This window comes from Martinezella miluonensis (genome assembly GCF_900094545.1).
In the GTDB taxonomy this organism is placed as follows: domain Bacteria; phylum Pseudomonadota; class Alphaproteobacteria; order Rhizobiales; family Rhizobiaceae; genus Rhizobium; species Rhizobium miluonense.
Genome location: NZ_FMAH01000034.1, coordinates 22330 through 45661 on the forward strand (window position 1 = coordinate 22330; position 23332 = coordinate 45661).

A 23332-nucleotide genomic window follows, 5' to 3' on the forward strand; every position below is an offset into this window, starting at 1 on the left:
TGGAATCATGAGCGTTTCGCAGCAAAGAGTGCCGGTTGCCATCCTGACCGGTTTCCTCGGTGCGGGTAAATCGACCCTGCTCAATCGCATCCTCAAGGATGAGGCGATGCGCGATGCGGCCGTCATCATCAACGAATTCGGCGATGTCGGCATCGATCATCTGCTGGTGGAAAGCTCCGGCGATTCCATCATCGAGCTTTCCGACGGCTGCCTGTGCTGCACGGTGCGCGGCGAGCTGGTGGATACGCTGGCAAACCTCATGGATGCCATGCAGACCGGCCGTATCCGGCCGCTGAAACGCGTCGTCATCGAAACGACCGGTCTTGCCGATCCGGCTCCCGTCATGCAGTCGATCATGGGCAACCCGATCATCGCCACCAATTTCGATCTGGATGGCGTCATCACGGTGGTCGATGCGGTCAACGGCTTGCAGACGCTCGACAATCATGAAGAGGCGCGCAAGCAGGTGGCCGTCGCCGATCGCCTGATCGTTTCCAAGACGGCAATTGCCGGCGCGGTGCCGGAAGCGCAGCTCGAGAGCCGGCTGAGGGCGCTCAATCCGCGCGCGCAGATCATGAACGCCGACAGCGACGAGGCGGGCCGGGCGGCCATTCTCATCAACGGCCTCTATGATCCGGCTTCCAAGATCGCCGATGTCGGCCGCTGGCTGCGGGACGAGCTGGAGGCGGACGACGATCATCACCATCACCATGATGACCACGATCATGATCACCATCACGGCGATCACGGCCATCATCATCACCATCATGGGCACCACCACGGCCATCGGCATCAGCACGCCCACGACGTCACTCGCCATGACGGATCGATCCGGTCCTTCTCGATCGTCGAGACGCAGCCCATCGATCCGGTGGCGCTGGAAATGTTCATCGATCTCCTCCGTTCGGCGCATGGCGAAAAGCTCCTGCGCATGAAGGCGATCGTTGCCGTGTCGGATCGGCCGGAGCGTCCCGTCGTGCTTCATGGCGTGCAGAACATCTTCCATCCGCCGGTGCGGCTGCCGGCATGGCCAGACCCCGAAGACCGGCGCACGCGCATGGTGATCATCACCAAGGATCTGCCAGAGGATTTCGTGAAGGGCTTGTTCGATGCCTTCCTCAGCAAGCCGCGCGTCGATACGCCTGATAGAGCGGCACTGCAGGACAATCCGCTCGCCGTGCCGGGGATGAGGTTTTAGAGCATTTCCACTTTTCTTCGAATCGTGAAAATGCCCTACCTCCTTGTTTCTTTACGCATTCCGGACGGAAAACCGCTGCGCACTTTTCCTGAAATTGCTTCGCTCTGATGAGGCCAAGCAACCCTCGAACCACGAGGATGGCCCCGATCGTCACCCTCTCCGGATTACGAAGCGATGGCCGCTGTCCGTCTTCTCGCTGGCGAGAAGCGTGTGGCCCTTTTCATTGCAGAGATGCGGGATGTCGATCACCGCGAGAGGGTCGGTCGTTTCCACGGCCAAAGTCGCGCCGCTCGGCATGCCGCGCAGGCGCTTTTCCGTCTTGATCGCCGGATAGGGGCACTTCAGTCCGCGCAGATCGTAGATCTCGGCGTCGGGATTATTCACTCTTGGCCCAGAACTTCCAGAATGGCGGCTTCTTCGGCGGCTCGGTCTGTGCTGTCTCGACAGCCGGGTTCTGCGCATAAGCGAGCGGATTGACGACGGGGCCGGAATTCATCGGGTTCGCCATCGGGATCGGGACATTTGCCGGAACGTTGGCCGCGACCAGCGGGCCGCCGGCTTGCTGTGCAGCGGCACTGGGGGCGGCATTCGCCAGGCGGATGCTTGCCGTCGTCGTCGGGCTGGCCACGGTGCCGCCGCGAGCGACCTGCTGTGCCGACTGGTTGGACATCATCGACTCGAGATCGGCGACCTTCATCATCTTGCCGGCAGCAAGCGCGGTGCCGGTCGGCGCATAGGCAATATCGTGGCCCTTGCGCTGCTTGGCGACGACGGCCTTGCGCTCGGCCTCGCTCGGATCGTACCAGGCCATGCCGTCAAACTTCTTCGTGGCCGTGGCATAGTCTGCCTGATACTGCTTATCGTAAGTTGCAAGCGCTGTCTGCAGGGCGGGCGGGGTCGTCATGACAGGGCATTTGCCGCTGGCGTTGAACGGGCCGCTGGCCTGCTGGTTGAATACGTATTTCTTCTCGCAGACCTCGACTTCGGGCGGCCGCTTGGTGACTTCGAAATTGTCGTAGCCGACCTTCAGCATCTTCCAGAATTCGATATTGGAGCTGAGACGGTGCTTCCACATGTTTTCCGCGGTCATGCGGAAGGGGAAGGCCTCCAGCTGAACTGCCTTCTGGCCGCCCTTGAAGGCGTCGCGCGCGAAGGCATAGATTTCCAGCACTTGCTGATCGGTCATCGAATAGCAGCCCGACGACGAGCAGGCGCCGTGGATCATCAGATTGTTGCCGGTACGGCCGTTGGCGGCGTCGTAGCGGTTCGGGAAACCGGTATTGATGGCGAGATAGTATTTCGAATTCGGGTTCAGGTTGGCCGGCGTCAGCATGTAGAAGCCTTCTGGCGCTTGCCGGTCGCCTTCCTTGACCTTCGGGCCGAGACGGCCGGACCAGGCGCAGATGCTATAACTCGCGATGACTTCGAAACGGCTGTTCTGGTTCGCCTTCAGGACCTCCATCGCGCCTTCTTCCTTGAAGATGCGGATCATGATCGGTGAATTGCGATCCATGCCCTTCTTCGCCATGTCGGCGAGGATATGGCTGGGGAGAGGTTGCTCGACCTTGTTCTTGACCTTCGACAGATCAACCGACGCAGTGTCCAACGCGTCATTGCAGCCGGCAAGTGCCAGCGCCATCAGGGAAACATAAGCAAGGTGACGGATGCGCATTCTGACTTAGCCCATAAATGCGAAGAGCGGCAGCTCGATCTGTTTCGCCACTCCCCTCGAAGCATGAAACGGAATCATAGACGGCTTATACTTGAAAATTCCTTACCAGCCTATGACGCGCCTGAGGCACGCCGGCAAGTTTTTCTTTGCCATAACGCTTCGATAACAGGAATGTGGCCAAGATTTGGCCTCATTCCCATTTTTGCAATTATATTTTCAGGCTGCAGTCTAGAGATTGCGGCCGATATTGAGGAACTTCTGGCGGCGGTCAGTGCGCAGTTGTTCGCCCGAACGGCTGGAAAGCTCGCTGAGCGCGTTCGCAATAATGTCGCCGGTTGCGGCGATCACGGTCTGCGGATCTCGATGTGCGCCGCCGAGCGGTTCCGGAATGATACCATCGATGACGCCGAGGCTCTTCAGGTCGTCGGCGGTGATCTTCATATTCGTCGCGGCTTCCTTGGCGCGGGTTGAATCGCGCCACAGGATCGAGGCCGCGCCTTCGGGCGAAATCACGCTATAGATCGAATGTTCGAGCATATAGACGCGGTTGCCGGTGGCGATCGCGATGGCGCCGCCGGAGCCGCCTTCGCCGATGATGACGGAGACGATCGGAACCTTGAGGGCAAGGCTTATCTCGGTCGAGCGGGCAATCGCTTCTGCCTGACCGCGCTCTTCGGCTCCGACGCCGGGATAGGCGCCTGCGGTATCGACCAGCGTGATCACCGGAAGCTGGAAACGGTCAGCCATTTCCATGATGCGGATTGCCTTGCGGTAGCCTTCCGGCCGGGCGCTGCCGAAATTATGCTTCAGGCGGCTCTTGGTGTCGTTGCCCTTCTCCTGACCGATAATGGCGACGGGCTGGCCGCGGAAGCGGGCAAAGCCCGCCTGGATGGCGGCGTCCTCGGAGAACTTGCGGTCGCCGGCCAGCGGGGTGAACTCCGTCAGCAGCGCACTGGCGTAGTCGACGAAATGCGGCCGCTGCGGATGGCGGGCGACCTGCGTCTTCTGCCAGGCATTGAGCTTGGAATAGATGTCGGCCGTCGCCTCGCGGACGCGGATTTCGAGCCGCGTCACTTCGTCGGAAGTGTCGATGCTCTCATCTTCGCTCGCCAGTTTCTTGAGCTCGTGAATCTTGCCTTCGAGATCCGAGATGGGCTTTTCGAAGTCGAGATAATTGTGCATGAGGTGCGTTTCCGATCCTTTTGCGCGGGACGAGAGAAGGCGGCTTTAGCCAGTATGCCGGTCCTAATCCTGTTTTTTTGCCTGTTTGGCAAGGGGGTGATGCGTTTGCACGAGCTGATGAAGGCGTTCTTCCAGCACATGTGTATAGATTTGCGTGGTCGAAATGTCCGAATGGCCGAGTAGTTCCTGCACCACGCGCAGGTCCGCGCCGTTCGCCAGAAGGTGGCTCGCGAAGGCATGGCGCATGACGTGCGGCGAGATCATCGAAGGCGTTAGCCCGGCGCGGATGGCAAGATCCTTGAGATCGCGGGCGAAGACCTGGCGCGGCAGATAACCCTGCTGTGAGGCTGCGGGAAAGAGCCATGGGCTTTCCGGTGCCGGCTGCTTGGCGTTTGCAGCCAGTTCGGCCTGTATGCGTCCATAGGCCTTCAAGGCGGCGATGGCCGATTGCGACAGCGGCACCAGCCTTTCCTTGTTTCCCTTGCCGCGGATGATCAGAAAGCGCCCTTCATGATCGAGCACCTTGGCGGGCAGGGTAACGAGTTCGCTGACGCGCATGCCGGTGGCATAGAGCAATTCCAGCAGTACGAGCATCCGCTGGCGCTGCAGCTGGTCGGGGCCTGCGGCGGCGGCTTCGTTTTCCGCCTGTGTCAGAAGACGCGTCACTTCGTCGACGCCCATGGTCTTCGGAAGGGGGCGGCCTTTTTTCGGTGCGTCGAGGATTCCCGTGGGATCGTCCGTGCGCAAGCCTTCCGCATAAAGGAATTTGTAGAATTGCCGCATGGCGGAGAGCCGCCGCGCCTGGGACGAGGGTTTGAAACCCTGAGCCGAGAGGGAGGAAAGGTAGGCGCCGAGATCGTTCGAGCCCGCCTCGGTCAGGCGGACGCTCCGCCCGGACAGGAAGGAATGGAGATCGTCGAGATCGCGTTCATAGGATTGCAGGGTGTTGACCGCAGCACCACGCTCGGCACTCATCATCTCGAGGAAGGCTTCAAGGTGCGCCCGGCTCAGATCTCTCACGCCAGCCCTTGCGTTCATTGCTTCAACGAGCCGGTGACTGGTGGATTGCCCGTGACTGGCGGATTGATGCGCTCCGGCGGGATGCGGATGGTGATCTCGCGCGGCTGCGGATCGACGAAGAGAGCGAGCGCCCACATTGCCCCATATATCGATCCGCCGATCACCGCGCAGATGACAAGGAAGCGAAACAGGGTTGGCATTCGAACACTCTCCTCGTGCCAGTCACAGCCCTGGCGACGCAATAATCATATCCACCAAGCGTTAGCTGAAGGATATTGCAGACATGTTTACGCGGCGGCGTCTTGACGCTACCGGCGCATTTGACGATACCGTTTCCAAAGAAATTGTGAATGGGCCTATGAGTGAACAAGTCCTGACCCTTGCAGAGAACCTCAGAGACAAGGCGCGCGCCGCCCTGGGTCGGCGCAATCTTGTCCTAGTGGGGTTGATGGGAGCGGGCAAATCCTCGGTCGGCCGTTTGGTCGCGCAGCAGCTTAGCATCCCCTTTGTCGACACTGACGCCGAGATCGAGCGCGTATCGCGCATGACGATTGCGGAACTTTTTGCTGCCTATGGCGAGCAGGAGTTTCGGGCGCTGGAAACGCGCGTCATCAAGCGGCTGTTGCGCGGCGGTCCGCGCGTGGTTTCGACCGGCGGCGGCGCTTTCATTAACGAGAATACGCGGCAGCATGTCAAGCGCGGCGGTCTTTCCGTCTGGCTGAAGGCCGATATCGACGTGCTCTGGGAGCGGGTCAACAAGCGCGACACGCGTCCGCTGCTTAAGACAGAAAATCCGAAACAGACCCTCGAGAGCCTGATGAATGCGCGCTATCCGATCTATGCGGAAGCCGATCTCACGGTTCTGTCCCGCGATGTCAGCAAGGAAGTCATGGTCAAGGAAGTCCTTGCTGCCATCGTCGAGGGAAAGAAAGCAGAAAGCAAAGCCCCATGAATGCGATCACACCGGCTGCCGCAGAACGTCTCGTGCGTGTGCCTCTCGGCGAGCGCGCCTACGACATCCTGATCGGCCCCGGCCTGATCGCCAGAGCCGGGCGCGAGATCGCCGCACGGTTGAAAGGCCGCAAGGCCGCTGTGATCACCGACGAAAACGTCGCGCCGCGTTACCTGGATGCCTTGGTCGCCAGCCTCGAGGCTGCGGGCATTCAGGCAGCCAGCCTCGTTTTGCCGGCCGGAGAAAAGACCAAGAGCTTCGAGCATCTCATGACGGTCTGCGACGCGGTGCTGACCGCGCGCGTCGAGCGTAACGATGCCGTAATCGCACTCGGTGGCGGCGTCATCGGCGATCTCTCAGGCTTTGCCGCCGGCATCGTGCGTCGCGGCGTTCGCTTCGTGCAGATTCCGACGTCGCTGCTGTCGCAGGTGGATTCTTCCGTTGGCGGCAAGACCGGCATCAACACCCGTCACGGCAAGAACCTCGTCGGCGTCTTCCATCAGCCCGATCTCGTGCTGGCCGATATCGATGTGCTGAATACGCTGAGCGAGCGCGAATTCCGTGCCGGTTATGCCGAGGTCGCCAAGTATGGCCTGATCGATAAGCCGGATTTCTTCGCCTGGCTCGAGACGAACTGGAGGGATGTCTTTGCCGGCGGAGCTGCCCGCATCGAGGCGATCGCTGCGAGCTGCCAGGCGAAATCCGATGTCGTCGTCGCCGACGAACGTGAAAACGGTCCGCGTGCCCTGCTCAATCTCGGCCATACTTTCGGCCACGCGCTGGAAGCCGCCACCGCCTATGACAGCCGCAGGCTGGTGCATGGCGAGGGCGTTGCCATCGGCATGGTGCTCGCGCATGAATTTTCCGCCCGCCTCAATCTGGCAAGTCCCGATGATGCCAAGCGAGTAGAGGCGCACCTGAAGGCTGTCGGCCTGCCGACGCGGATGGGCGACATTCCCGGTGAGCTGCCGCCGGCCGAAACGCTGATGGACGCGATCGCGCAGGACAAGAAGGTCAAGAGCGGCAAGCTCACCTTCATCCTCACTCGCGGTATCGGCCAGTCCTTCGTTGCGGACGATGTGCCTTCTTCCGAAGTCCTGAGTTTCCTGAAGGAAAAACATCCCTGATGACGATCGAGGGCACGCTGGCTGTCTTGTTCGAATATTGGCCCGAGATCCTCTCGATCGTCGCGCTCGTGTTGTTGTCGGCCTTCTTTTCCGGTTCGGAAACGGCGCTTACCGCTGTTTCGCGCAGCCGCATCCATACGCTGGAGGCCAATGGCGACGAAAGTGCTGGGATCGTGCGTCGTCTGATCGAGCGCCGGGACCGGTTGATCGGCGCCCTGCTCATCGGCAACAACCTTGCGAACATTCTGGCCTCGTCGCTGGCGACCAGCGTATTTCTCGGTCTCTTTGGTAATTCCGGCGTGGCGCTGGCAACGGCGGCGATGACCGTCATCCTCGTCATCTTCGCCGAGGTGCTGCCGAAGAGCTGGGCCATTTCCACGCCTGATCGCTTTGCGCTCAATGTGGCCGGCACGGTGCGGCTCTTCGTTGCCATCGTCGGCCCGGTGTCGAGCTTCGTCAACGCCATCGTCCGCTGGATTCTCGGCATTTTCGGCATCAACCTCTCGAAAGAGGTGTCGATGCTATCGGCGCATGAGGAGCTGCGCGGTGCGGTCGATCTGCTGCACCGGGAAGGCTCGGTGGTCAAGGCCGACCGTGACCGTCTGGGCGGCGTGCTCGACCTCGGCGAGCTGGAGCTTTCCGACATCATGGTGCATCGCACGGCGATGCGCGCCATCAATGCCGACGACCAGCCCGAGGTGGTCGTGCGCGCCATTCTCGACAGCCCCTATACGCGCATGCCGCTCTGGCGCGGTTCGATCGACAACATCATCGGCGTCGTGCATGCCAAGGACCTGCTGAGGGCGCTGGCAGAGCCGAATGTCGAGCCGGAAAATCTCGACATCGTCAAGATCGCGCAGAAGCCCTGGTTCGTGCCCGACAGCACCAATCTCGAAGACCAGCTCAACGCCTTCCTGCGCCGCAAGCAGCATTTTGCCGTCGTCGTCGACGAATATGGCGAGGTGCAGGGCATCGTGACGCTGGAGGACATTCTCGAGGAGATCGTCGGCGATATTGCCGATGAGCACGATCTCGACATCCAGGGCGTGCGGCAGGAGGCCGACGGCTCGATCGTCGTCGATGGCGTCGTGCCTATCCGCGACCTGAACCGCGCGCTCGACTGGAACCTGCCGGACGAGGAGGCAACGACGATTGCCGGTCTCGTGATCCACGAATCGATGACCATCCCGGAAGAGCGGCAGGCCTTCACTTTCTACGGCAAGCGCTTCATCGTCATGAAGCGGGAGAAGAACCGCATCACCAAGCTGCGCATTCGCCCCGCCGAGACGGAAGAGACGAAGCCGCAATAGGGGCTGTCCGTTCGCGGCTACCAGCGAACAGGCTCACCCGGCGCCGCGGGTTCCACGGCCAGCGCATGCAGCCCGGCATCCAGCTCCGGCTTCAGTAACTCATTGATCGCCCTATGGCGTGCCAGGCGCGGCATGCCGGCGAACTTGGCAGAAACGATGCGAATTCTTATATGGGTCTCGCCGGTGCCGGTCATGTCGGGCTGATGGCCGGCATGCAGGTGGCTCTCATTGATGACGGCGAGGCGCTCTGGCGCGAAAGCAACGTTGAGCTTCGCCTCAATGCGAGATTGCAGTGTCGTTTCCATATTCCCGCGTCGACCTCCGCTGCGAAAAAAAGCTCCCACAAAGCCTATAACATTCCTGTTTGTCAATTCTTGTTGTGGGGTATCCAAGGCCCCATAATTAGGACGCCATGAGACTTGATTCAAAATATTTCGATCGCATCCGTACCCGCCGCAAACGCGCGCAGGAGCCCGAGCAAGGCCCGCCGACATGCCAGTGGGACGGCTGTGACAAGCACGGTACGCATCGCGCCCCTGTCGGGCGCAATGCGGAAGGGCAGTTCTTTTTGTTCTGCTTCGAACACGTCAAGGAATACAACAAGGGCTACAACTATTTCTCTGGCCTCTCGGACGGCGAGATCGCACGCTACCAGAAGGAAGCCATCACCGGCCATCGCCCGACCTGGACGGTTGGTGTCAACAAGGCTGCCAAGAACAGCCCGCTGCAATCGGATATTCGTTCCGGCTCCTATTCCCGCGTGCGGGATCCTTTCGGCTTCGTCAAGGAAGGAGAGGGGCAGGGGCGCGGACCGCGCTTCCCGCAGCAGCGCAAGCTGAAAACGCTCGAGGCGAAGGCGTTCGACACGATGGGGCTTGGCGCCACGGCAACGGCGCCGGAAATCAAGCGCCGCTACAAGGAATTGGTGAAAATGCACCATCCGGATGCCAATGGCGGCGACCGCGGTTCCGAGGAGCGCTTTCGCGCGGTCATACAGGCCTATCAATTATTGAAACAGAACGGTTTTTGTTAATTCCTGTCCTTGCTCTCCGCCTTCAATCAGGTATGGTCCAAATCGGCTGAAGTCGCGGGCAACCGCGGCAGGGTGTGCTTTTGGCTGGCTGCACCTCGGCCGACTTTCCGGACGCGGCGTTTCTTGTCCGGGACTCTGTTCAAGGATGCTCGCAAGCGATCATGCAATCGCGCCGAGATTTTGCTTTAGTCCCGGAGAAGTATCGCCGTTGTTCCGACCGAACGGATGCGGGCAAGAAAGCTGCGGCGATTCGGACAAAATGGCTGAGATTGATATGGCAGGGTGAAAGCCACCCGCCCTGGAGACATGATGAGCAAGATCGACCTTGATATTTCCGAGATTCCCGACACCACCGTTTCGGTTCGTGAAGTCTTCGGCATTGATTCCGACATTCGCGTTCCCGCCTACAGCAAGGGCGGCGCCTACGTGCCTGATCTGGATGCGGACTACCTGTTCGACCGCGAGACCACGCTCGCCATCCTCGCCGGCTTTGCCCACAACCGCCGCGTGATGATCTCGGGCTATCACGGCACCGGCAAGTCTTCTCACATCGAGCAGGTCGCTGCGCGCCTCAACTGGCCGTGCGTGCGTATCAACCTCGACAGCCACGTCAGTCGTATCGATCTCGTCGGCAAGGACGCCATCGTCGTCAAGGACGGGCTGCAGGTCACCGAATTCAAGGACGGCATCCTGCCCTGGGCCTATCAGCACAATGTCGCGCTCGTCTTCGACGAATACGATGCCGGCCGTCCGGACGTGATGTTTGTCATTCAGCGCGTGCTGGAATCGTCGGGCCGCCTGACGCTGCTCGACCAGAGCCGTGTTATCCGTCCTCACCCGGCCTTCCGCCTGTTCGCGACCGCCAACACCATCGGTCTCGGCGACACGACGGGCCTCTATCACGGCACGCAGCAGATCAACCAGGCGCAGATGGACCGCTGGTCGATCGTGACGACGCTGAACTATCTGCCGCACAACAACGAAGTCGATATCGTGCTGGCGAAGGTGAAGTCCTTCCGCACCGACAAGGGCCGCGACACCGTCTCCAAGATGGTCCGCGTCGCCGACCTGACGCGTGCGGCGTTCATGAACGGCGACCTGTCGACCGTCATGAGCCCGCGTACCGTCATCACCTGGGCTGAGAATGCGGAGATCTTCGGCGATGTCGCCTTTGCCTTCCGCGTCACCTTCCTCAACAAGTGCGATGAGCTGGAGCGGCCGCTGGTCGCCGAGCACTATCAGCGCGCCTTCGGCATCGAGCTGAAGGAAAGTGCTGCCAACATCGTGCTTGAAGCATAGGGAAGAGCCGACACATCATGTCAGGTCGCGGAGATAATTCCAGAGCGAAGCCGGGTGCTCCGGTGGACATGGAGCCGTTGCGCCGGGCGATCACTGGCTGTGTGCGCTCGATCGCCGGCGATGCCGAGGTCGAGGTTGCATTCGCCAACGAACGTCCGGGGATGACCGGCGAGCGCATCCGCTTGCCGGAGCTTTCGAAGCGGCCGACGATGCATGAACTCGCGGTGACCCGCGGGCTTGGCGATTCGATGGCCCTGCGTCTTGCCTGCCACGATGCTCGTGTCCATGCGGTCATGGCGCCGCAGGGCGCCGATGCGCGCGGCATCTTCGATGCCGTCGAGCAGGCGCGTGTCGAATCGATCGGTTCGCTGCGCATGAGTGGTGTTGCCGCCAACATCAAGTCGATGAATGCAGAGAAATATGCCAAGGCGAATTTTTCCGGCATCGAGCGGCGCGAGGATGCGCCGATCGGCGAGGCCATGGCGATGATCGTGCGCGAGAAGCTGACCGGCCAGAAGCCGCCGGAAAGTGCTGGCAAGGTGCTCGACCTCTGGCGGCCCTTCATTGAAGAAAAGACCGGCGGTCAACTCGAGAACCTGCTTTCGGCAATCAACGACCAGCAGAGCTTTGCCCGTGTCGTCCGCAATATTCTGACCGCCATGGAAATGGCCGAGGAATATGGTGACGAGCAGTCGGAACCCGACAGCGAGGAGCAGCCGAGCGAAGAAGACAAGCCGAACGGCGAAGACCAGGACAACGACGAGGCCAAGGAAGACGAAGGCTCTGACGCGGCACCCGCCGAGGATAGCGAAGCTTCCGACGAGCAGATGGAAGATGGCGCAACCGAGGACGGTGGCGAGATCTCCGATGACGACATGAGCGAAGAGGGCGAGGAAGACTCGGAAACGCCGGGCGAGACCCGCCGTCCGAATACGCCTTTCGCCGACTTCAACGAGAAGGTCGACTATCACGTCTATACGGAGGAGTTCGACGAGACCACGACGGCGCAGGAATTGTGCGACGTGGCCGAGCTCGAGCGCCTGCGCGCCTTCCTCGACAAGCAGCTTGCCCATCTGCAGGGGGCTGTCGGACGGCTGGCCAACCGTTTGCAGCGTCGCCTGATGGCGCAGCAAAACCGCTCTTGGGATTTCGACCTGGAAGAGGGCTATCTCGATCCGGCACGTCTGACGCGCCTGATCATCGACCCGATGCAGGCGCTGTCCTTCAAGATGGAGCGCGACACGCAGTTTCGCGATACGGTCGTGACGCTGCTGATCGACAATTCCGGCTCGATGCGCGGACGGCCGATCACGGTTGCTGCCTCCTGCGCCGACATCCTTGCCCGCACACTCGAGCGCTGCGGCGTGAAGGTCGAGATCCTCGGCTTCACCACCAAGGCCTGGAAGGGTGGGCAGGCGCGCGAGAAGTGGCTTGCCAGCGGCAAGCCGCAGACACCGGGTCGCCTGAATGACCTGCGTCACATCATCTACAAATCTGCGGATGAGCCTTATCGCCGGTCGCGCAGCAATCTTGGCCTGATGATGCGGGAAGGCCTGCTTAAGGAGAATATCGACGGCGAGGCGCTGATCTGGGCGCATAACCGCCTGCTCGGTCGCCGCGAGCAGCGCCGCATCCTGATGATGATTTCGGACGGCGCGCCGGTCGACGATTCGACGCTATCGGTCAATCCGGGCAATTATCTGGAACGGCACCTGCGGGCCGTCATCGATCAGATCGAGACGCGTTCCCCTGTGGAGCTGCTAGCGATCGGCATCGGTCACGATGTGACGCGCTACTATCGCCGCGCCGTCACGATCGTCGATGCCGACGAACTTGCAGGCGCCATGACGGAGCAGCTCGCCTCGCTGTTCGAGGATCAGGCAAGCATGCCGCGTTCGCGCATGCGCCGTGCAAGCTGAGCCCGCTTCGGCTTCCTTTCGCATCGGCCTTGAGGCCGATGCCTTTTCTTTTTGGCAATCTACGCTGTAAGGGCTGGCCTGGCACGGTGCGCTGCATCAGCCTGATGGCGATACTGGCACTGCCGCTAGCCGGGTGCGATGCCGCAGACCGAGCCGACGATGGCGGCCCGGCCAATATTCGCGCCAATGTCATCTCGACCTTCAGGCCGGGCTCGCAGCAAACGCAGTTCGGAGCTCTGGAATTTATTGGCGGTCTTGAGCTCAGTTCCGACAATGCGCTTCTGGGTGCCATTTCCGCCATCCGTTTTCGTCCCGATCAGCGGCATTTCGTTTCCGTGCTGGATACCGGCCACTGGCTGACGGGTGCCACAGAGCGCGACGAGAAGGGGCGGTTGAAAGGTATTGCCGAGGCACGCATCATGCCGATGATGGACCGCCACGGCAGCATCGACGCCGGGACGGGGGCGATGGATGCCGAGGGTCTGGCATTGCGCGACGATCATGTCCTCGTGAGTTACGAGCAGTATCATCGCGTCGATATCTATCCCGATCCGGGCTTCGAGATTTCGCCGCCGGACAATAGCCTGCCGATCCCCATTCCAAGGCTGCGGCTTCGTTCCAACCGCAGCCTCGAAGCGCTGATGATCGCGCCGCAGTCCAGTCCGCTTGCCGGAGCCGCCGTCATCATTACGGAAGATAGCCTGGATGAGCAGGGCAATATGGTGGCAGCCATTCTCGACGGCCCGCTGCATGGTCGTTTCACCGTCCGGCACTATGATGGTTTCGACGTCAGCGACGGTGTCTTCCTGCCCGATGGCGATCTGCTGTTGCTGGAGCGCCGCTTCGGGCTGGCGCATGGTCTTGGCGTGCGCATCCGCCGCATTGCCGGCGCGGATATCAAGCCGGACGCGGTGGTGGACGGCAAGGTGATCTTCCAGGCCGATTCCAGGGAGCAGATCGACAATATGGAAGGGATCGACGTCTTCCGCGCGGCTGACGGATCCCTCCATCTCATTCTTATCTCGGACGACAATCACTCGATTTTGCAGCGCAGCCTGATGCTGGAGTTCCGCCTGAGCGACGAAAGCGTCGTCAGCCGGAACTAGAAGTGACGCGGCGCCAATTTTATTCTCTGCGCCGATCTTGCTGCATTGAGGAAATTTTCGTTGTGAGCTAAGCGACCCCATTGCTCCAACAATGGGATTCTTCGACATGTCTGCTCCTGACAAACCTATAGTGCTGGTGCATGGGCTATTTGGCAGCCTGAATGACCCCGAGATCCTGGCAGCTTTCGGCAGTGGCGATGTTCATGCGCCGGACCTTATTGGCTATGGCCGCAACCGCGAGGCGGACACCAGCAGCCTGGTCCTTCTCGATCAAGCCCGCCACATCGCAGATTTCATATCCGGCCTCGGTGCAGGCAAGGTGCATCTGGTCGGACATTCGGTCGGTGGTGCGGTTTCGGTGCTCGTCGCCCGGCATTTTCCCGAGCTCATCGAATCGCTGACGAGCGTCGAAGGCAATTTCACGTTGAAGGATGCGTTCTGGTCGGGGCAGATTGCCGTGAAGCCGAACGAGGAGGTGGCTAGCATCATCTCCGGCTATGGGACCGATCCGGACGCGTGGATCGCCGGTGCAGGCGTGCAGATCAACGAATGGACGTCATCGCTTGCCAGAAGTTGGCTTGCGAATCAGCCGCCCTCAACGATCAAGGCGCAGGCCAAGGCGGTGGTAGCAGCGACGGGAGAAGCGGCTTATCTCGACGCGATCCGCGGCATTTTGCAGTCCGACGTTCCCGTCTATCTGATTGCCGGGCGCCGTTCCGCGGAGGGTTGGGATGTTCCCGATTGGGTCAATGATCTCTGCACGGCGCGGCTCAATATCGCCGATACCGGCCATTTGATGATGGCAGAAAATCCGGCCGCATTCGCAGCCGCCGTTCTGACCTGCCTGTCTTATCGCTGAAGAGTGTTTCGGCGCGTACCGATAGCGATCCGCGCCGAACAATTAACCGCTCAGGCGGCCGGGGCCTGCGACATCGGCTTCAGCGTGTTCATGAGTGCGCCATAGGGCAGCAGCATGACGAGGCCGACGGTCATCTTGACCGAGAAATCGCCGATCGCCCAGGAAGTCCAGCGCGGTGCCGAGGCGGGGAAAACGCCGAGGATCGGAGCCCATTCGATCGCGAACGGATCGTTCGGTCCGAAGAGGACGAAGAAGGGGGCGAAGGCGAAGGAGAAGAAGATCAGCGTATCGAGCATCGAGCCGATGAGCGAGCCGAACAGCGGTGCGCGCCACCAGGCCAGACGGCGAAGGCGGTTGAAAACCGAGATGTCGAGCAGCTGGCCGGCGAGATAGGCCGAACCGGAGGCGATCGCGATGCGCGGCTGTGCGGTATAGAACGACAGCGCGACGCCGACGACGAAGCCGGCAAACACCACCTTGCGCGCGGCCTTCGGGCCGAACTGGCGGTTGGTCAGATCGGTGATGAGGAAGGCGACCGGATAGGTGAAGGCGCCCCAGGTGAGGATATCCGCAAGATTGATACCGGCGAGCGTCGCCTGTAGCGGATACTGCACGAGGATATTGGAAGCGACGACGACCAGCGTCATCAGCAGAACGTAGATAAGGGTGCGACGTGCCGTGAGCATTTTTTTATCCTGGGAGATGCCACCAGTTGAAGGAAACCGGACATGGAAAAAGGCTTGTCCGGAGATGATCCGTGCAAGCCTTTTAGCCCGTATGCTATCGCGAAGTGTTAAAGCTTAAGCAGCGACTGCAGCTTCAGCGGACTTCTTGACGATCTGACGACGCAGCAGGCGAGCGCGCATGCTGAGTTCGTTTTCGCTTGCCTTGATGAGGAAAGCGTCCAGACCGCCGCGATGTTCGACCGAGCGAAGCGCTGCTGCGGAAACGCGCAGACGATAGCGCTGGCCGAGAACGTCGGAGATCAGCGTGACCTGGCAGAGGTTCGGCAGGAACCGACGCTTGGTTCTGTTGTTGGCGTGGCTGACATTGTTGCCCACGAGGACGGCCTTGCCGGTCAATTCGCACATGCGGGACATGGTACACCTACTTTTGTTTTTCTAGGCCATCGGATAAACATCCCGAGCAAAGCCCGGCGCGCAATCCAACAGGCCATAATTGGAAAGTTGCGGTTCTATAGTCAGAGCGGCCGGCTGCGTCAAGCTAAACCTTGTGTTTTCCCGCAATTCCGTCAAAAAGCTGCTGTTGTCTGGTGCTCGCAGCAGACGAACATAGTGTCTATATATCTTGCCTGACCCTCGTTGAAGGCCCTGAATCATGGTTCAAATTCGGAAGTGGCTTCTCATTTCAGCTATCGTTGCGTCGATGCCATCGCTGGCATTGGCCGACGTGCTGCGGCATGAAACGCGCTATCGCGTTTCGCTGGCCGGCCTGCCGATCGCCAGAGCGGATTTCAAGACCGAGGTCACCGGCAAGCAGTTTACGATCCGCGGCAACATTACTTCCGCCGGCCTTGTTGACCTCGTCACTTCTATCGATGCCAGGACGGATGTGAGCGGTGTGGTCAACGATAGCAAGCTGCAGGCGACGCATTACACGCTGTACTACAAGAGCGGTAAGAAAGAGCGCACCTACGATGTCGGCTATACGAACGGCAACGTGACGTCGAACACGATCACGCCGGAGCCGAAGCGGCCGGACAGCTGGATCCCTGTTACTGAGGGGGATCTTAAGTCCGTGCTCGATCCGATTTCCGGCATGATCTTTCCGATCACGCCCAGCCTCAATCTCTGCAATCAGACGCTGGCCGTCTTCGATGGCGAGATGCGCCTGGATCTGAAGCTGTCGCCGAAGGGGTCTCATCCCTTCTCGACCGACGGCTTCAAGGGCAAGACGGTTGCCTGCGGCGTGCGCTTCACGCCGAAGAGCGGCTATAAAAGCACGCGCAAGGATTATCTCTATCTTGCCAAGAGCGACAATATGGAGATCTGGTTTGCCAAGGCCGATACCATGAATGTATATGCTCCGGTCTACGTGCGCATACCGACGCAATACGGGACTGTGACGATTACCGCCGTGAAATACGGCAGCTAGACCGCCAAACGCTTCGCAGAAGCGCTTTACGCCCCTAGCGTTTAATTTCTCCGCAATTCCGGACGGAAAGCCGCCGAGCACTTTTCCTGGAATTGCTTCAGCGGGCAGAGGGATGCCCGCAGCAACGAGCTGGGGGCAGAGTTGAAGTTTCGTGCGACATTGACGGGCTTTTCGGCCATTCTGATGTGGTCGTTTCTGGCGCTTTTGACGGTGGCATCCGGCAAGATGCAGCCGTTTCAGCTGCTTGCCATCTGCTTTGCCATCGGCAGCATTCCCGGCATCGTCGTGCTACTGTTGCGGCCGGAGCGCCTCAACCTTCTGCGTCAGCCCGCCAAGGTCTGGATAACCGGCATTGCCGGCCTGTTCGGCTATCATTTCCTCTATTTCACGGCGCTGCGCCATGCGCCGGCGGTGGAGGCGGGGCTGATCGCCTATCTCTGGCCGCTTTTGATCGTCGTCGGTTCGGCCTTGCTGCCGGGCGAGCGGCTGCGCTGGTATCATATCGTCGGCGCCTTGATGGGGCTCGCGGGCACGGTTCTCATCGTCGGGCGCAACGGCTTTCATTTCGAAGGCGCCTATGCGGTCGGCTACGGCGCGGCTTTCCTTTGCGCCTTCACCTGGTCCGGCTACTCGCTGATCACGCGCCGTTTCGAGGCCGTTTCCACCGATGTCGTCACCATATTCTGCCTCGTCACGGCTATCCTCTCCTTCTTCTGCCATCTCGGCCTGGAGGAGACCATCTGGCCGGAGAGCGCGGCTCAGTGGATCGCCGTGCTCGGCCTCGGCCTTTTTCCAGTCGGAGCCGCCTTCTACGCCTGGGATTACGGCGTCAAGAATGGAGATATCCAGATTCTCGGCGCAGCAAGCTATGCCGCACCGTTGCTGTCGACGCTGATCCTGACGCTTTTCGGCTTTGCCGAGCCGAGCTGGGGCATTGCGCTTGCCTGCCTGCTGGTGACCGGTGGCGCGGTGCTCGCCGCGCATCGCATGATCCTGCGTCATGGCCGTGCGGAGCAGGTGCAGGCGGAAGCGGCGGAATAGCTCCGCCGCGATCGCTGCCAGCTATTTTCTGAAGACTTTTTCGAGGAAAGCCGCGAGCGACGGCCGCCAGACGTCCATCTCGTGCTGGAGGTCCGGATATTCGTAGTACTCGTGATTGATCTTCTTCTGGTCGAGCGTCGCCTTCAGGCCGGCAACGTCCTTGCCAACGACCTGGTCCTTGCTGCCAACGGTTACCGTGAAATTGCGCAATGCCTTGTTGATCTTTTCCGGCTCGTTCAGCACGGCGTCTACCGCCTTGTTTGGAACGGTCGTGGTGCTGACACCGCTGAAGGTCGCGACCCAGCCGAAGGCGTCCAGATGCGTGAGGCCTGAGATGAGGGCCTGATATCCGCCCTGCGAGAGCCCGGCAACGGCACGGCCGTCAGCCTCGTTTCGCACCCGATAGTGCGTCTTAATGTATGGGATGAGATCGTCGATCAGCTCGCGATCGGCTGCCTCGGCATTGGCCGGATAGAAATTCGCACGACGATCGGCGGCTGGGAAGTTTTCGGCAATCGCGATCGGCACGTCGGTTTCCGTATCCGGGATAACGACGATCATCGGCTCGATCTTCTTCTCGGCGAGGAGATTGTCGAGCATCTGCGGTGCGCGTCCCTGCGCAACCCAGGAGCCGACCGTATCGCCGAAGCCGTGATAGAGGTAGAGCACGGGCAGTGGCTCGGAGGCATCGGTGTAGCCGGGCGGAGTGTAGACATACATCTGCCGCTCCGATTCGAGTGCGTTGGAATGCAGGGTCACCAGCCGTAGATCGCCATGCGGCACGTTGCGGATATCGAGAATGCTGCCGGGCACGAGGATCAGGCTGGTGTTGACCTGCCGCTGCGGCTTGGGCGCGTTGGTTCCCGTGTCGATGCTGCGGAAGCCGTCGATGTTGAAATAATATTCGTAAAGGTCGGGCTTCAATGCCTCGGTCTTCGCGTTCCAGGTGCCATCATCACCACGTTGCATGGCGATCGGATCGCGCGAGCCGAGGCCGACGGAGACGGCCTTTGCGCCAGGGGCATAGAGCCGAAAAGTGATCGAGCCGTCCTTTTCGACCGAGGTGACGAAGTTTTTCAGAGGCTTTTCGGCCGGCGGCGACGCCGGCGCATCAAGGGCAAAGACAGGGGCGCTCATGACACAGCCTCCCGCGACGAGCAAAGAAAACAACAATCGCACGAAAAAACCTCCTCCAGATAGATCAATCTTCTCTCTCCCCGTGTGAAGCTGCGACGGTGCGACGTCTTTTCAAGGCTGCCGGTCCGCGTTTTGTGGCCGCATCTCGCGTGATGTCAACGAAAGGCAAGTGAGGTTCGGTCTGAGGCGGGCTTCCAGTCCGGCGGGGCCATTTCGAAGCTCGAAAACTCGAAGCCGGGGGAGACCGTGCAGCCGACGAGCGTGAATTCGCCGAGGCTTTCGGCGGATTGCCACCAGTTGGCTGGAATGATGGCCTGCGGGCGCTCGCCCTTTGCCAGATCGGTGCCGAGAACGAGCCTTTCACTCGCCTTGCCGTCCGCCGAACGGTGCAAGGCGAGCGGCGCGCCGGCGTAGTAGTGCCAGACCTCGGCGGCATCGTGCACCCGGTGCCAATGCGAGCGCTCGCCGGCCTCAAGCAGATAGTAGATCGCCGTGGAGTGGCCGCGTGCACCGCCATTCTCGTCGCGGAACGTCTGCACGTACCAGCCACCCTCCGGATGCCGCTGCATGGAAAGCGTTTCGATGATCTCTTTCACCTGCATCAGAAATTGTCCTTGCGCTTGCGGATTTCGGCGAAGACCTCGTCATTGCCACGGCTTTCCATCAGCAGGTGGCGGCGGATTGCAGGATCTGCGGCGCGCAGGAACGGGTTCGTCTCCTTCTCCAGAGCCAGCGTCGTCGGGATGGTGAATTTGCCTTGCGCCCTTAGTGCCTCGATATCGGCAGCGCGTGCTTTCAGCCGCTCATTGTTGGGATCGATCGTCACCGCAAAGCGGGCGTTGGAGAGCGTGTATTCGTGGCCGAAATAAACGGCCGTTTCGTCCGGCAAGACAGCGAGCTTTTGCAGCGAGGCCCACATATCAGCCGGCGTTCGCTCGAACAGGCGGCCGCAGCCTAGCGCAAACAGCGTGTCGGCGGCAAAGAGCAGCTTGTCATCGGCGAAATGATAGCAGACATGACCGGCAGTATGGCCGGGGGTTTCGATGACGTTGACCGTATGGCCGGCGAACTCGAAGCTGTCGCCATCGCCGACGGCGCGATCGAGGCCGGGAATGGCGACGGCTTCATTGATCGGGCCGATGATCTGGCAGCCGAATTGCTCTTTCAGCGCGAGATTGCCCTCGACGTGATCGGTGTGGTGGTGGGTCGTCAGGATATGGCTGATGGTCCAGCCGCGGCGCTTGGCCGCCTTCATGATCGCATCCGCCTCCGGAGCGTCGATCGATGCCGTCAATCCGGTTTCCGGATCATGGACCAAGACGCCGAAATTGTCGGAACGGCAGATAAATATCTCTAATTCCAATGGCTTCATGATTGAAATCGTCCTCGTCTTTTACGTTGGTAGAGAATGTAAGTCGTTCGGTCTTGAAGTCCAACGTTCGGCTGATAACATTTGTTTCGATGCACGCCGATATTGTCGATCTCCGCCAGTTTTATCATTCCGAGCTTGGTCGCTTGGCGGAGCAGTCGATTGCCATGGCGCTTTCCTCCATTTGGGCGCGCATGCCGGAAGAGCGGCTTGTCGGCCTCGGCTATGCCGTTCCCTATCTCGATCGTTTCCGTGCCGATACCGAGCGCACTTTCGCCTTCATGCCGGCGGGGCAGGGCGCAGTGAACTGGCCGATGGGCTCGGCATCGTCGACGGCGCTGATCTTCGATGAAGAGCTGCCCTTGCCGGACAGCTCGATCGACCGTGTGCTGATGGTGCATTCGCTGGAATTTGCCGAGAGCCCGCGCGAGACCTTGAAGGAGCTTTGGCGCGTGCTGGCGCCCGGCGGGCGGCTTGTCATCGCCGTACCGAACCGCCGCGGCGTCTGGGCGCGCATGGAGCACACACCGTTCGGTTCCGGTAGGCCCTATTCGCGCGGCCAGCTGACTTCGCTATTGCGGGAAACCAATTTCACGCCGGGTGCGACGGCCGAAGCGCTGTTTTTCCCGCCCTCCAAGCTGCGCACCGTGCTGCGGCTGCGCCGCGCTTTCGAACGGATTGGCCGCGCTCTTTGGCCGGCTTTTTCCGGGGTCATCATTGTCGAGGCGCAAAAGAGGCTCTATCAGGGCCTGCCGGTCGCCGTGCGCGCGTCGCGTCGCGTCTTCGTGCCTGTGCTGGCACCGCGCGGCATTCCGACGACGCGCGATGGCGCCTGATGCGATCGATGAGGCGCTGACACTCGACAAAACTGCGTTTCCGCTTTAATGCGACGAGGTGTTTCAAGCCGGAATTTCCCGGTCCTTCGCAAGGTCGATCCCATGAGCATGGAAATGAGCAAGCCCGTCCCGCGTTCCGGTATTCTCGACATCGCCGCTTATGTGCCGGGCAAGGAGCATGCGCCGGGCGTCGAGCGCGTGTTCAAGCTCTCCTCCAACGAGACACCGCTTGGCGCGAGCCCCAAGGCCATCGAAGCCTTCCGTGCGGCTGCCGACCAACTGGAACGGTACCCTGACGGACAGGCGAAGGAGCTGCGTCAGGCGCTTGCCGACGTGCACGGGCTGAACATCGCCAACATCCTTTGCGGCAACGGCTCCGACGAGCTGCTCGGCCTGCTCTGCCACACCTATCTCGGTGCCGGCGACGAAGGCATCATCACCGAGCATGGATTCCTGGTCTACAAGATCCAGATCATGGCTGCCGGCGCGACGCCGGTGACGGTCAAGGAAAAGGATTGCACGGTCGATGTCGATGCCATCCTTGCCGCCGTTACAAAGAAGACCAAGATGGTCTTCATCGCCAATCCAGGCAATCCGACCGGCACCTATGTTCCGGTGAGCGAAATCCGCCGCCTGCAGGCGGGCCTGCCGAAGCATGTCATCCTCGTGCTTGACGCAGCCTATGCCGAATATGTTCGCCGCAACGACTACGAGGCTGGCCTCGAGCTCGTCTCGGCCAACCAGAATGTCGTGATGACCCGCACCTTCTCGAAGGTCTATGGCCTGGCGGCGCTGCGCGTCGGCTGGATGTATGCGCCGGTCGATATCATCGATGCCGTCAATCGTGTGCGCGGCCCGTTCAACGTGAACAGCGCCGCCATCGCCGCTGGGGCTGCTGCCGTTCGCGATCAGGCGTTCACGGCTGAGACAGTTGCATTCAATTTGCAGTGGATCGAGAAGGTCACGGCTGCGTTGGAGGCCATCGGCCTCAAGGTAACGCCGTCGGTCGCGAACTTCGTTCTGATCCATTTCCCCGACATCGATGGCAAGCGCGCCGTCGCGGCTGACGATTTCCTCACCAGCCGCGGCTATATCGTGCGGGCGGTTCGCGCCTATGGTTTCCCGAATTCGCTGCGCATGAGCATCGGCACCGAAGAGGCCAATCTCGGCGTCATCGACACGCTGACGGAGTTTATGGGACGTAAGGCATGAGCACGACCCAGTTCGATCGCATTGCGCTGATCGGCATCGGCCTGATCGGCTCTTCCATCGCCTATGACATCAAGCGGCTGGGCCTTGCCAAGGAAGTGGTGATCTCGACGCGCAGCGCCGAAACGCTGAAGCGTGCTGAGGAGCTGAAACTCGCCGATCGCTATACGCCGTCCTCGGCTGAAGCGGTCAAGGGTGCCGATCTGGTCATCGTCTCCGTGCCGGTTGGCGCCTCGGAGAGCGTCGCCAGGGAAATTTCGGCGCAGCTGAAGCCGGGTGCCATCGTCACCGACGTCGGTTCGACCAAGGCGTCCGTCATCGCGCAGATGCAGCCGCATATGCCCTCCAACGTGCATTTCATTCCGGGCCATCCGCTGGCGGGCACGGAGAAATCCGGCCCGGATGCCGGCTTTCCGGGGCTGTTCAAGGGACGCTGGTGCATCTTCACGCCGGTTCCTGGCACCGATGCGGCCGCGATCACGAAGCTGCGCGATTTCTGGGAAACCCTGGGCTCCCGCGTCGATGAGATGGACCCCGAGCATCACGACAAGGTGCTGGCGATCGTTTCGCATCTGCCGCATCTCATCGCCTACAACATTGTCGGCACGGCCGACGATCTGGAAACGGTGACCGAGTCGGAAGTCATCAAATATTCGGCCTCGGGTTTCCGCGACTTCACCCGTCTTGCCGCGTCCGATCCGACCATGTGGCGCGATGTCTGCCTGCACAATCGCGATGCCATTCTGGAGATGCTGTCGCGTTTCTCGGAAGATCTTGCGTCGCTGCAGCGCGCCATCCGTTGGGGCGAGGGCGACAAGATCTTCGAACTTTTCACCCGCACCCGTGCTATCCGCCGCTCGATCGTCGAGGCCGGCCAGGACGTCGATGCACCGGATTTCGGCCGTCATGCCCTGGATGTGAAGGAATAGAAATCCTCACGCGAGGGAG

Annotated in this window: 25 protein-coding genes; 14 read left to right on the plus strand and 11 right to left on the minus strand. The window is 60.8% G+C overall.

Annotation, left to right across the window (positions count from 1 at the left end):
- The first annotated feature begins 7 nt into the window (after positions 1-7).
- Entirely contained in the window at positions 8-1198 is a 1191-nt protein-coding gene (locus tag GA0061102_RS23260; RefSeq protein ID WP_092853672.1) for a CobW family GTP-binding protein, read from the plus strand.
- A gap of 150 nt (positions 1199-1348) precedes the next feature.
- Here GA0061102_RS23260 and GA0061102_RS23265 read toward each other — a convergent pair whose 3' ends face one another.
- From GA0061102_RS23265 to GA0061102_RS23285, 5 genes are all read right to left on the minus strand, one after another.
- Positions 1349-1582 (minus strand): sulfurtransferase TusA family protein, encoded by a 234-nt coding sequence (locus GA0061102_RS23265; protein ID WP_092853674.1) that lies wholly within the window; start codon positions 1580-1582, stop codon positions 1349-1351.
- Positions 1575-2870 (minus strand): L,D-transpeptidase family protein, encoded by a 1296-nt coding sequence (locus GA0061102_RS23270; RefSeq protein WP_092853676.1) that lies wholly within the window; start codon positions 2868-2870, stop codon positions 1575-1577. Before GA0061102_RS23270 ends, GA0061102_RS23265 begins: the two co-directional genes overlap by 8 nt.
- Before the next feature lie 228 nt (positions 2871-3098).
- Positions 3099-4052 (minus strand): acetyl-CoA carboxylase carboxyltransferase subunit alpha, encoded by a 954-nt coding sequence (locus GA0061102_RS23275; RefSeq protein WP_092853678.1) that lies wholly within the window; start codon positions 4050-4052, stop codon positions 3099-3101.
- A gap of 63 nt (positions 4053-4115) precedes the next feature.
- Positions 4116-5072 (minus strand): site-specific tyrosine recombinase XerD, encoded by a 957-nt coding sequence (gene xerD / locus GA0061102_RS23280; RefSeq protein WP_092853773.1) that lies wholly within the window; start codon positions 5070-5072, stop codon positions 4116-4118.
- 14 nt (positions 5073-5086) lie between these two features.
- The gene (locus tag GA0061102_RS23285; protein WP_092853680.1) at positions 5087-5272 is read right to left on the minus strand and encodes a hypothetical protein; all 186 of its coding nucleotides are present in this window, start codon (positions 5270-5272) and stop codon (positions 5087-5089) included.
- A 158-nt stretch (positions 5273-5430) separates the two neighbouring features.
- Here GA0061102_RS23285 and GA0061102_RS23290 point away from each other — a divergent pair, with 158 nt between their 5' ends.
- From GA0061102_RS23290 to GA0061102_RS23300, 3 genes are read left to right on the plus strand one after another with little or no spacing between them, the layout of a single operon-like run.
- Positions 5431-6024: a shikimate kinase gene (locus GA0061102_RS23290; RefSeq protein WP_092853775.1), complete on the plus strand. Its 594-nt coding sequence runs from the start codon at positions 5431-5433 to the stop codon at positions 6022-6024.
- Positions 6021-7151: a 3-dehydroquinate synthase gene (gene aroB, locus GA0061102_RS23295; protein WP_092853682.1), complete on the plus strand. Its 1131-nt coding sequence runs from the start codon at positions 6021-6023 to the stop codon at positions 7149-7151. The genes GA0061102_RS23290 and aroB overlap by 4 nt, the downstream gene beginning before the upstream one ends.
- Positions 7151-8461, plus strand: coding sequence for an HlyC/CorC family transporter (locus GA0061102_RS23300; RefSeq protein ID WP_092853684.1), 1311 nt, complete (start codon positions 7151-7153; stop codon positions 8459-8461). Before aroB ends, GA0061102_RS23300 begins: the two co-directional genes overlap by 1 nt.
- A gap of 17 nt (positions 8462-8478) precedes the next feature.
- Here GA0061102_RS23300 and GA0061102_RS23305 read toward each other — a convergent pair whose 3' ends face one another.
- Positions 8479-8766 (minus strand): BolA family protein, encoded by a 288-nt coding sequence (locus tag GA0061102_RS23305; RefSeq protein ID WP_092853686.1) that lies wholly within the window; start codon positions 8764-8766, stop codon positions 8479-8481.
- A 107-nt stretch (positions 8767-8873) separates the two neighbouring features.
- Between GA0061102_RS23305 and GA0061102_RS23310 the strand changes: the two genes are divergently transcribed.
- From GA0061102_RS23310 to GA0061102_RS23330, 5 genes are all read left to right on the plus strand, one after another.
- Positions 8874-9494 carry a J domain-containing protein gene (locus tag GA0061102_RS23310; protein ID WP_004107729.1) on the plus strand — a complete coding sequence of 207 codons (621 nt, stop codon included), beginning with the start codon at positions 8874-8876 and terminating at the stop codon, positions 9492-9494.
- A 309-nt stretch (positions 9495-9803) separates the two neighbouring features.
- On the plus strand, positions 9804-10793 hold the full coding sequence (cobS, locus tag GA0061102_RS23315) for a cobaltochelatase subunit CobS (protein ID WP_092853688.1): 990 nt from the start codon (positions 9804-9806) through the stop codon (positions 10791-10793).
- Between the two features lie 17 nt (positions 10794-10810).
- Complete coding sequence (gene cobT / locus GA0061102_RS23320) at positions 10811-12712, plus strand: cobaltochelatase subunit CobT (protein ID WP_092853690.1); 1902 nt, start codon at positions 10811-10813, stop codon at positions 12710-12712.
- Positions 12713-12750: 38 nt separating this feature from the next.
- Positions 12751-13818, plus strand: a complete 1068-nt coding sequence (locus GA0061102_RS23325; RefSeq protein WP_092853692.1) for an esterase-like activity of phytase family protein — start codon at positions 12751-12753, stop codon at positions 13816-13818.
- Between the two features lie 106 nt (positions 13819-13924).
- Positions 13925-14677 (plus strand): alpha/beta fold hydrolase, encoded by a 753-nt coding sequence (locus GA0061102_RS23330; protein WP_092853777.1) that lies wholly within the window; start codon positions 13925-13927, stop codon positions 14675-14677.
- 50 nt (positions 14678-14727) lie between these two features.
- Here the strand turns inward: GA0061102_RS23330 and GA0061102_RS23335 are convergent, their stop codons facing one another.
- Positions 14728-15363: a queuosine precursor transporter gene (locus tag GA0061102_RS23335; RefSeq protein ID WP_092853694.1), complete on the minus strand. Its 636-nt coding sequence runs from the start codon at positions 15361-15363 to the stop codon at positions 14728-14730.
- A gap of 114 nt (positions 15364-15477) precedes the next feature.
- On the minus strand, positions 15478-15777 hold the full coding sequence (gene rpmB / locus GA0061102_RS23340) for a 50S ribosomal protein L28 (RefSeq protein ID WP_092853696.1): 300 nt from the start codon (positions 15775-15777) through the stop codon (positions 15478-15480).
- A gap of 238 nt (positions 15778-16015) precedes the next feature.
- On the opposite strand from rpmB, the gene GA0061102_RS23345 reads away from it, so the two are divergent.
- A complete protein-coding gene (locus GA0061102_RS23345) occupies positions 16016-16792 on the plus strand; it encodes a DUF3108 domain-containing protein (protein WP_092853698.1) in 777 nt (258 codons plus the stop codon).
- Between the two features lie 141 nt (positions 16793-16933).
- Positions 16934-17833, plus strand: coding sequence for an aromatic amino acid exporter YddG (gene yddG / locus GA0061102_RS23350; RefSeq protein WP_092853700.1), 900 nt, complete (start codon positions 16934-16936; stop codon positions 17831-17833).
- Positions 17834-17854: 21 nt separating this feature from the next.
- Here the strand turns inward: yddG and GA0061102_RS23355 are convergent, their stop codons facing one another.
- The 3 genes from GA0061102_RS23355 to gloB form a co-directional block, all read right to left on the minus strand.
- Positions 17855-18970 carry an esterase gene (locus tag GA0061102_RS23355; protein ID WP_245298113.1) on the minus strand — a complete coding sequence of 372 codons (1116 nt, stop codon included), beginning with the start codon at positions 18968-18970 and terminating at the stop codon, positions 17855-17857.
- A gap of 155 nt (positions 18971-19125) precedes the next feature.
- Entirely contained in the window at positions 19126-19572 is a 447-nt protein-coding gene (locus tag GA0061102_RS23360) for a cupin domain-containing protein (RefSeq protein ID WP_092853703.1), read from the minus strand.
- Positions 19572-20342 (minus strand): hydroxyacylglutathione hydrolase, encoded by a 771-nt coding sequence (gene gloB / locus GA0061102_RS23365; protein WP_092853705.1) that lies wholly within the window; start codon positions 20340-20342, stop codon positions 19572-19574. The genes GA0061102_RS23360 and gloB overlap by 1 nt, the downstream gene beginning before the upstream one ends.
- Positions 20343-20395: 53 nt before the next feature.
- Between gloB and GA0061102_RS23370 the strand changes: the two genes are divergently transcribed.
- The 3 genes from GA0061102_RS23370 to GA0061102_RS23380 all read left to right on the plus strand — a co-directional run bounded on the left by GA0061102_RS23370 (position 20396) and on the right by GA0061102_RS23380 (position 23313).
- Positions 20396-21175, plus strand: a complete 780-nt coding sequence (locus tag GA0061102_RS23370; RefSeq protein WP_092853707.1) for a class I SAM-dependent methyltransferase — start codon at positions 20396-20398, stop codon at positions 21173-21175.
- Between the two features lie 102 nt (positions 21176-21277).
- Positions 21278-22387: a histidinol-phosphate transaminase gene (gene hisC / locus GA0061102_RS23375; protein WP_092853709.1), complete on the plus strand. Its 1110-nt coding sequence runs from the start codon at positions 21278-21280 to the stop codon at positions 22385-22387.
- A complete protein-coding gene (locus GA0061102_RS23380) occupies positions 22384-23313 on the plus strand; it encodes a prephenate/arogenate dehydrogenase family protein (RefSeq protein WP_092853711.1) in 930 nt (309 codons plus the stop codon). Before hisC ends, GA0061102_RS23380 begins: the two co-directional genes overlap by 4 nt.
- Positions 23314-23332 lie beyond the last annotated feature (19 nt).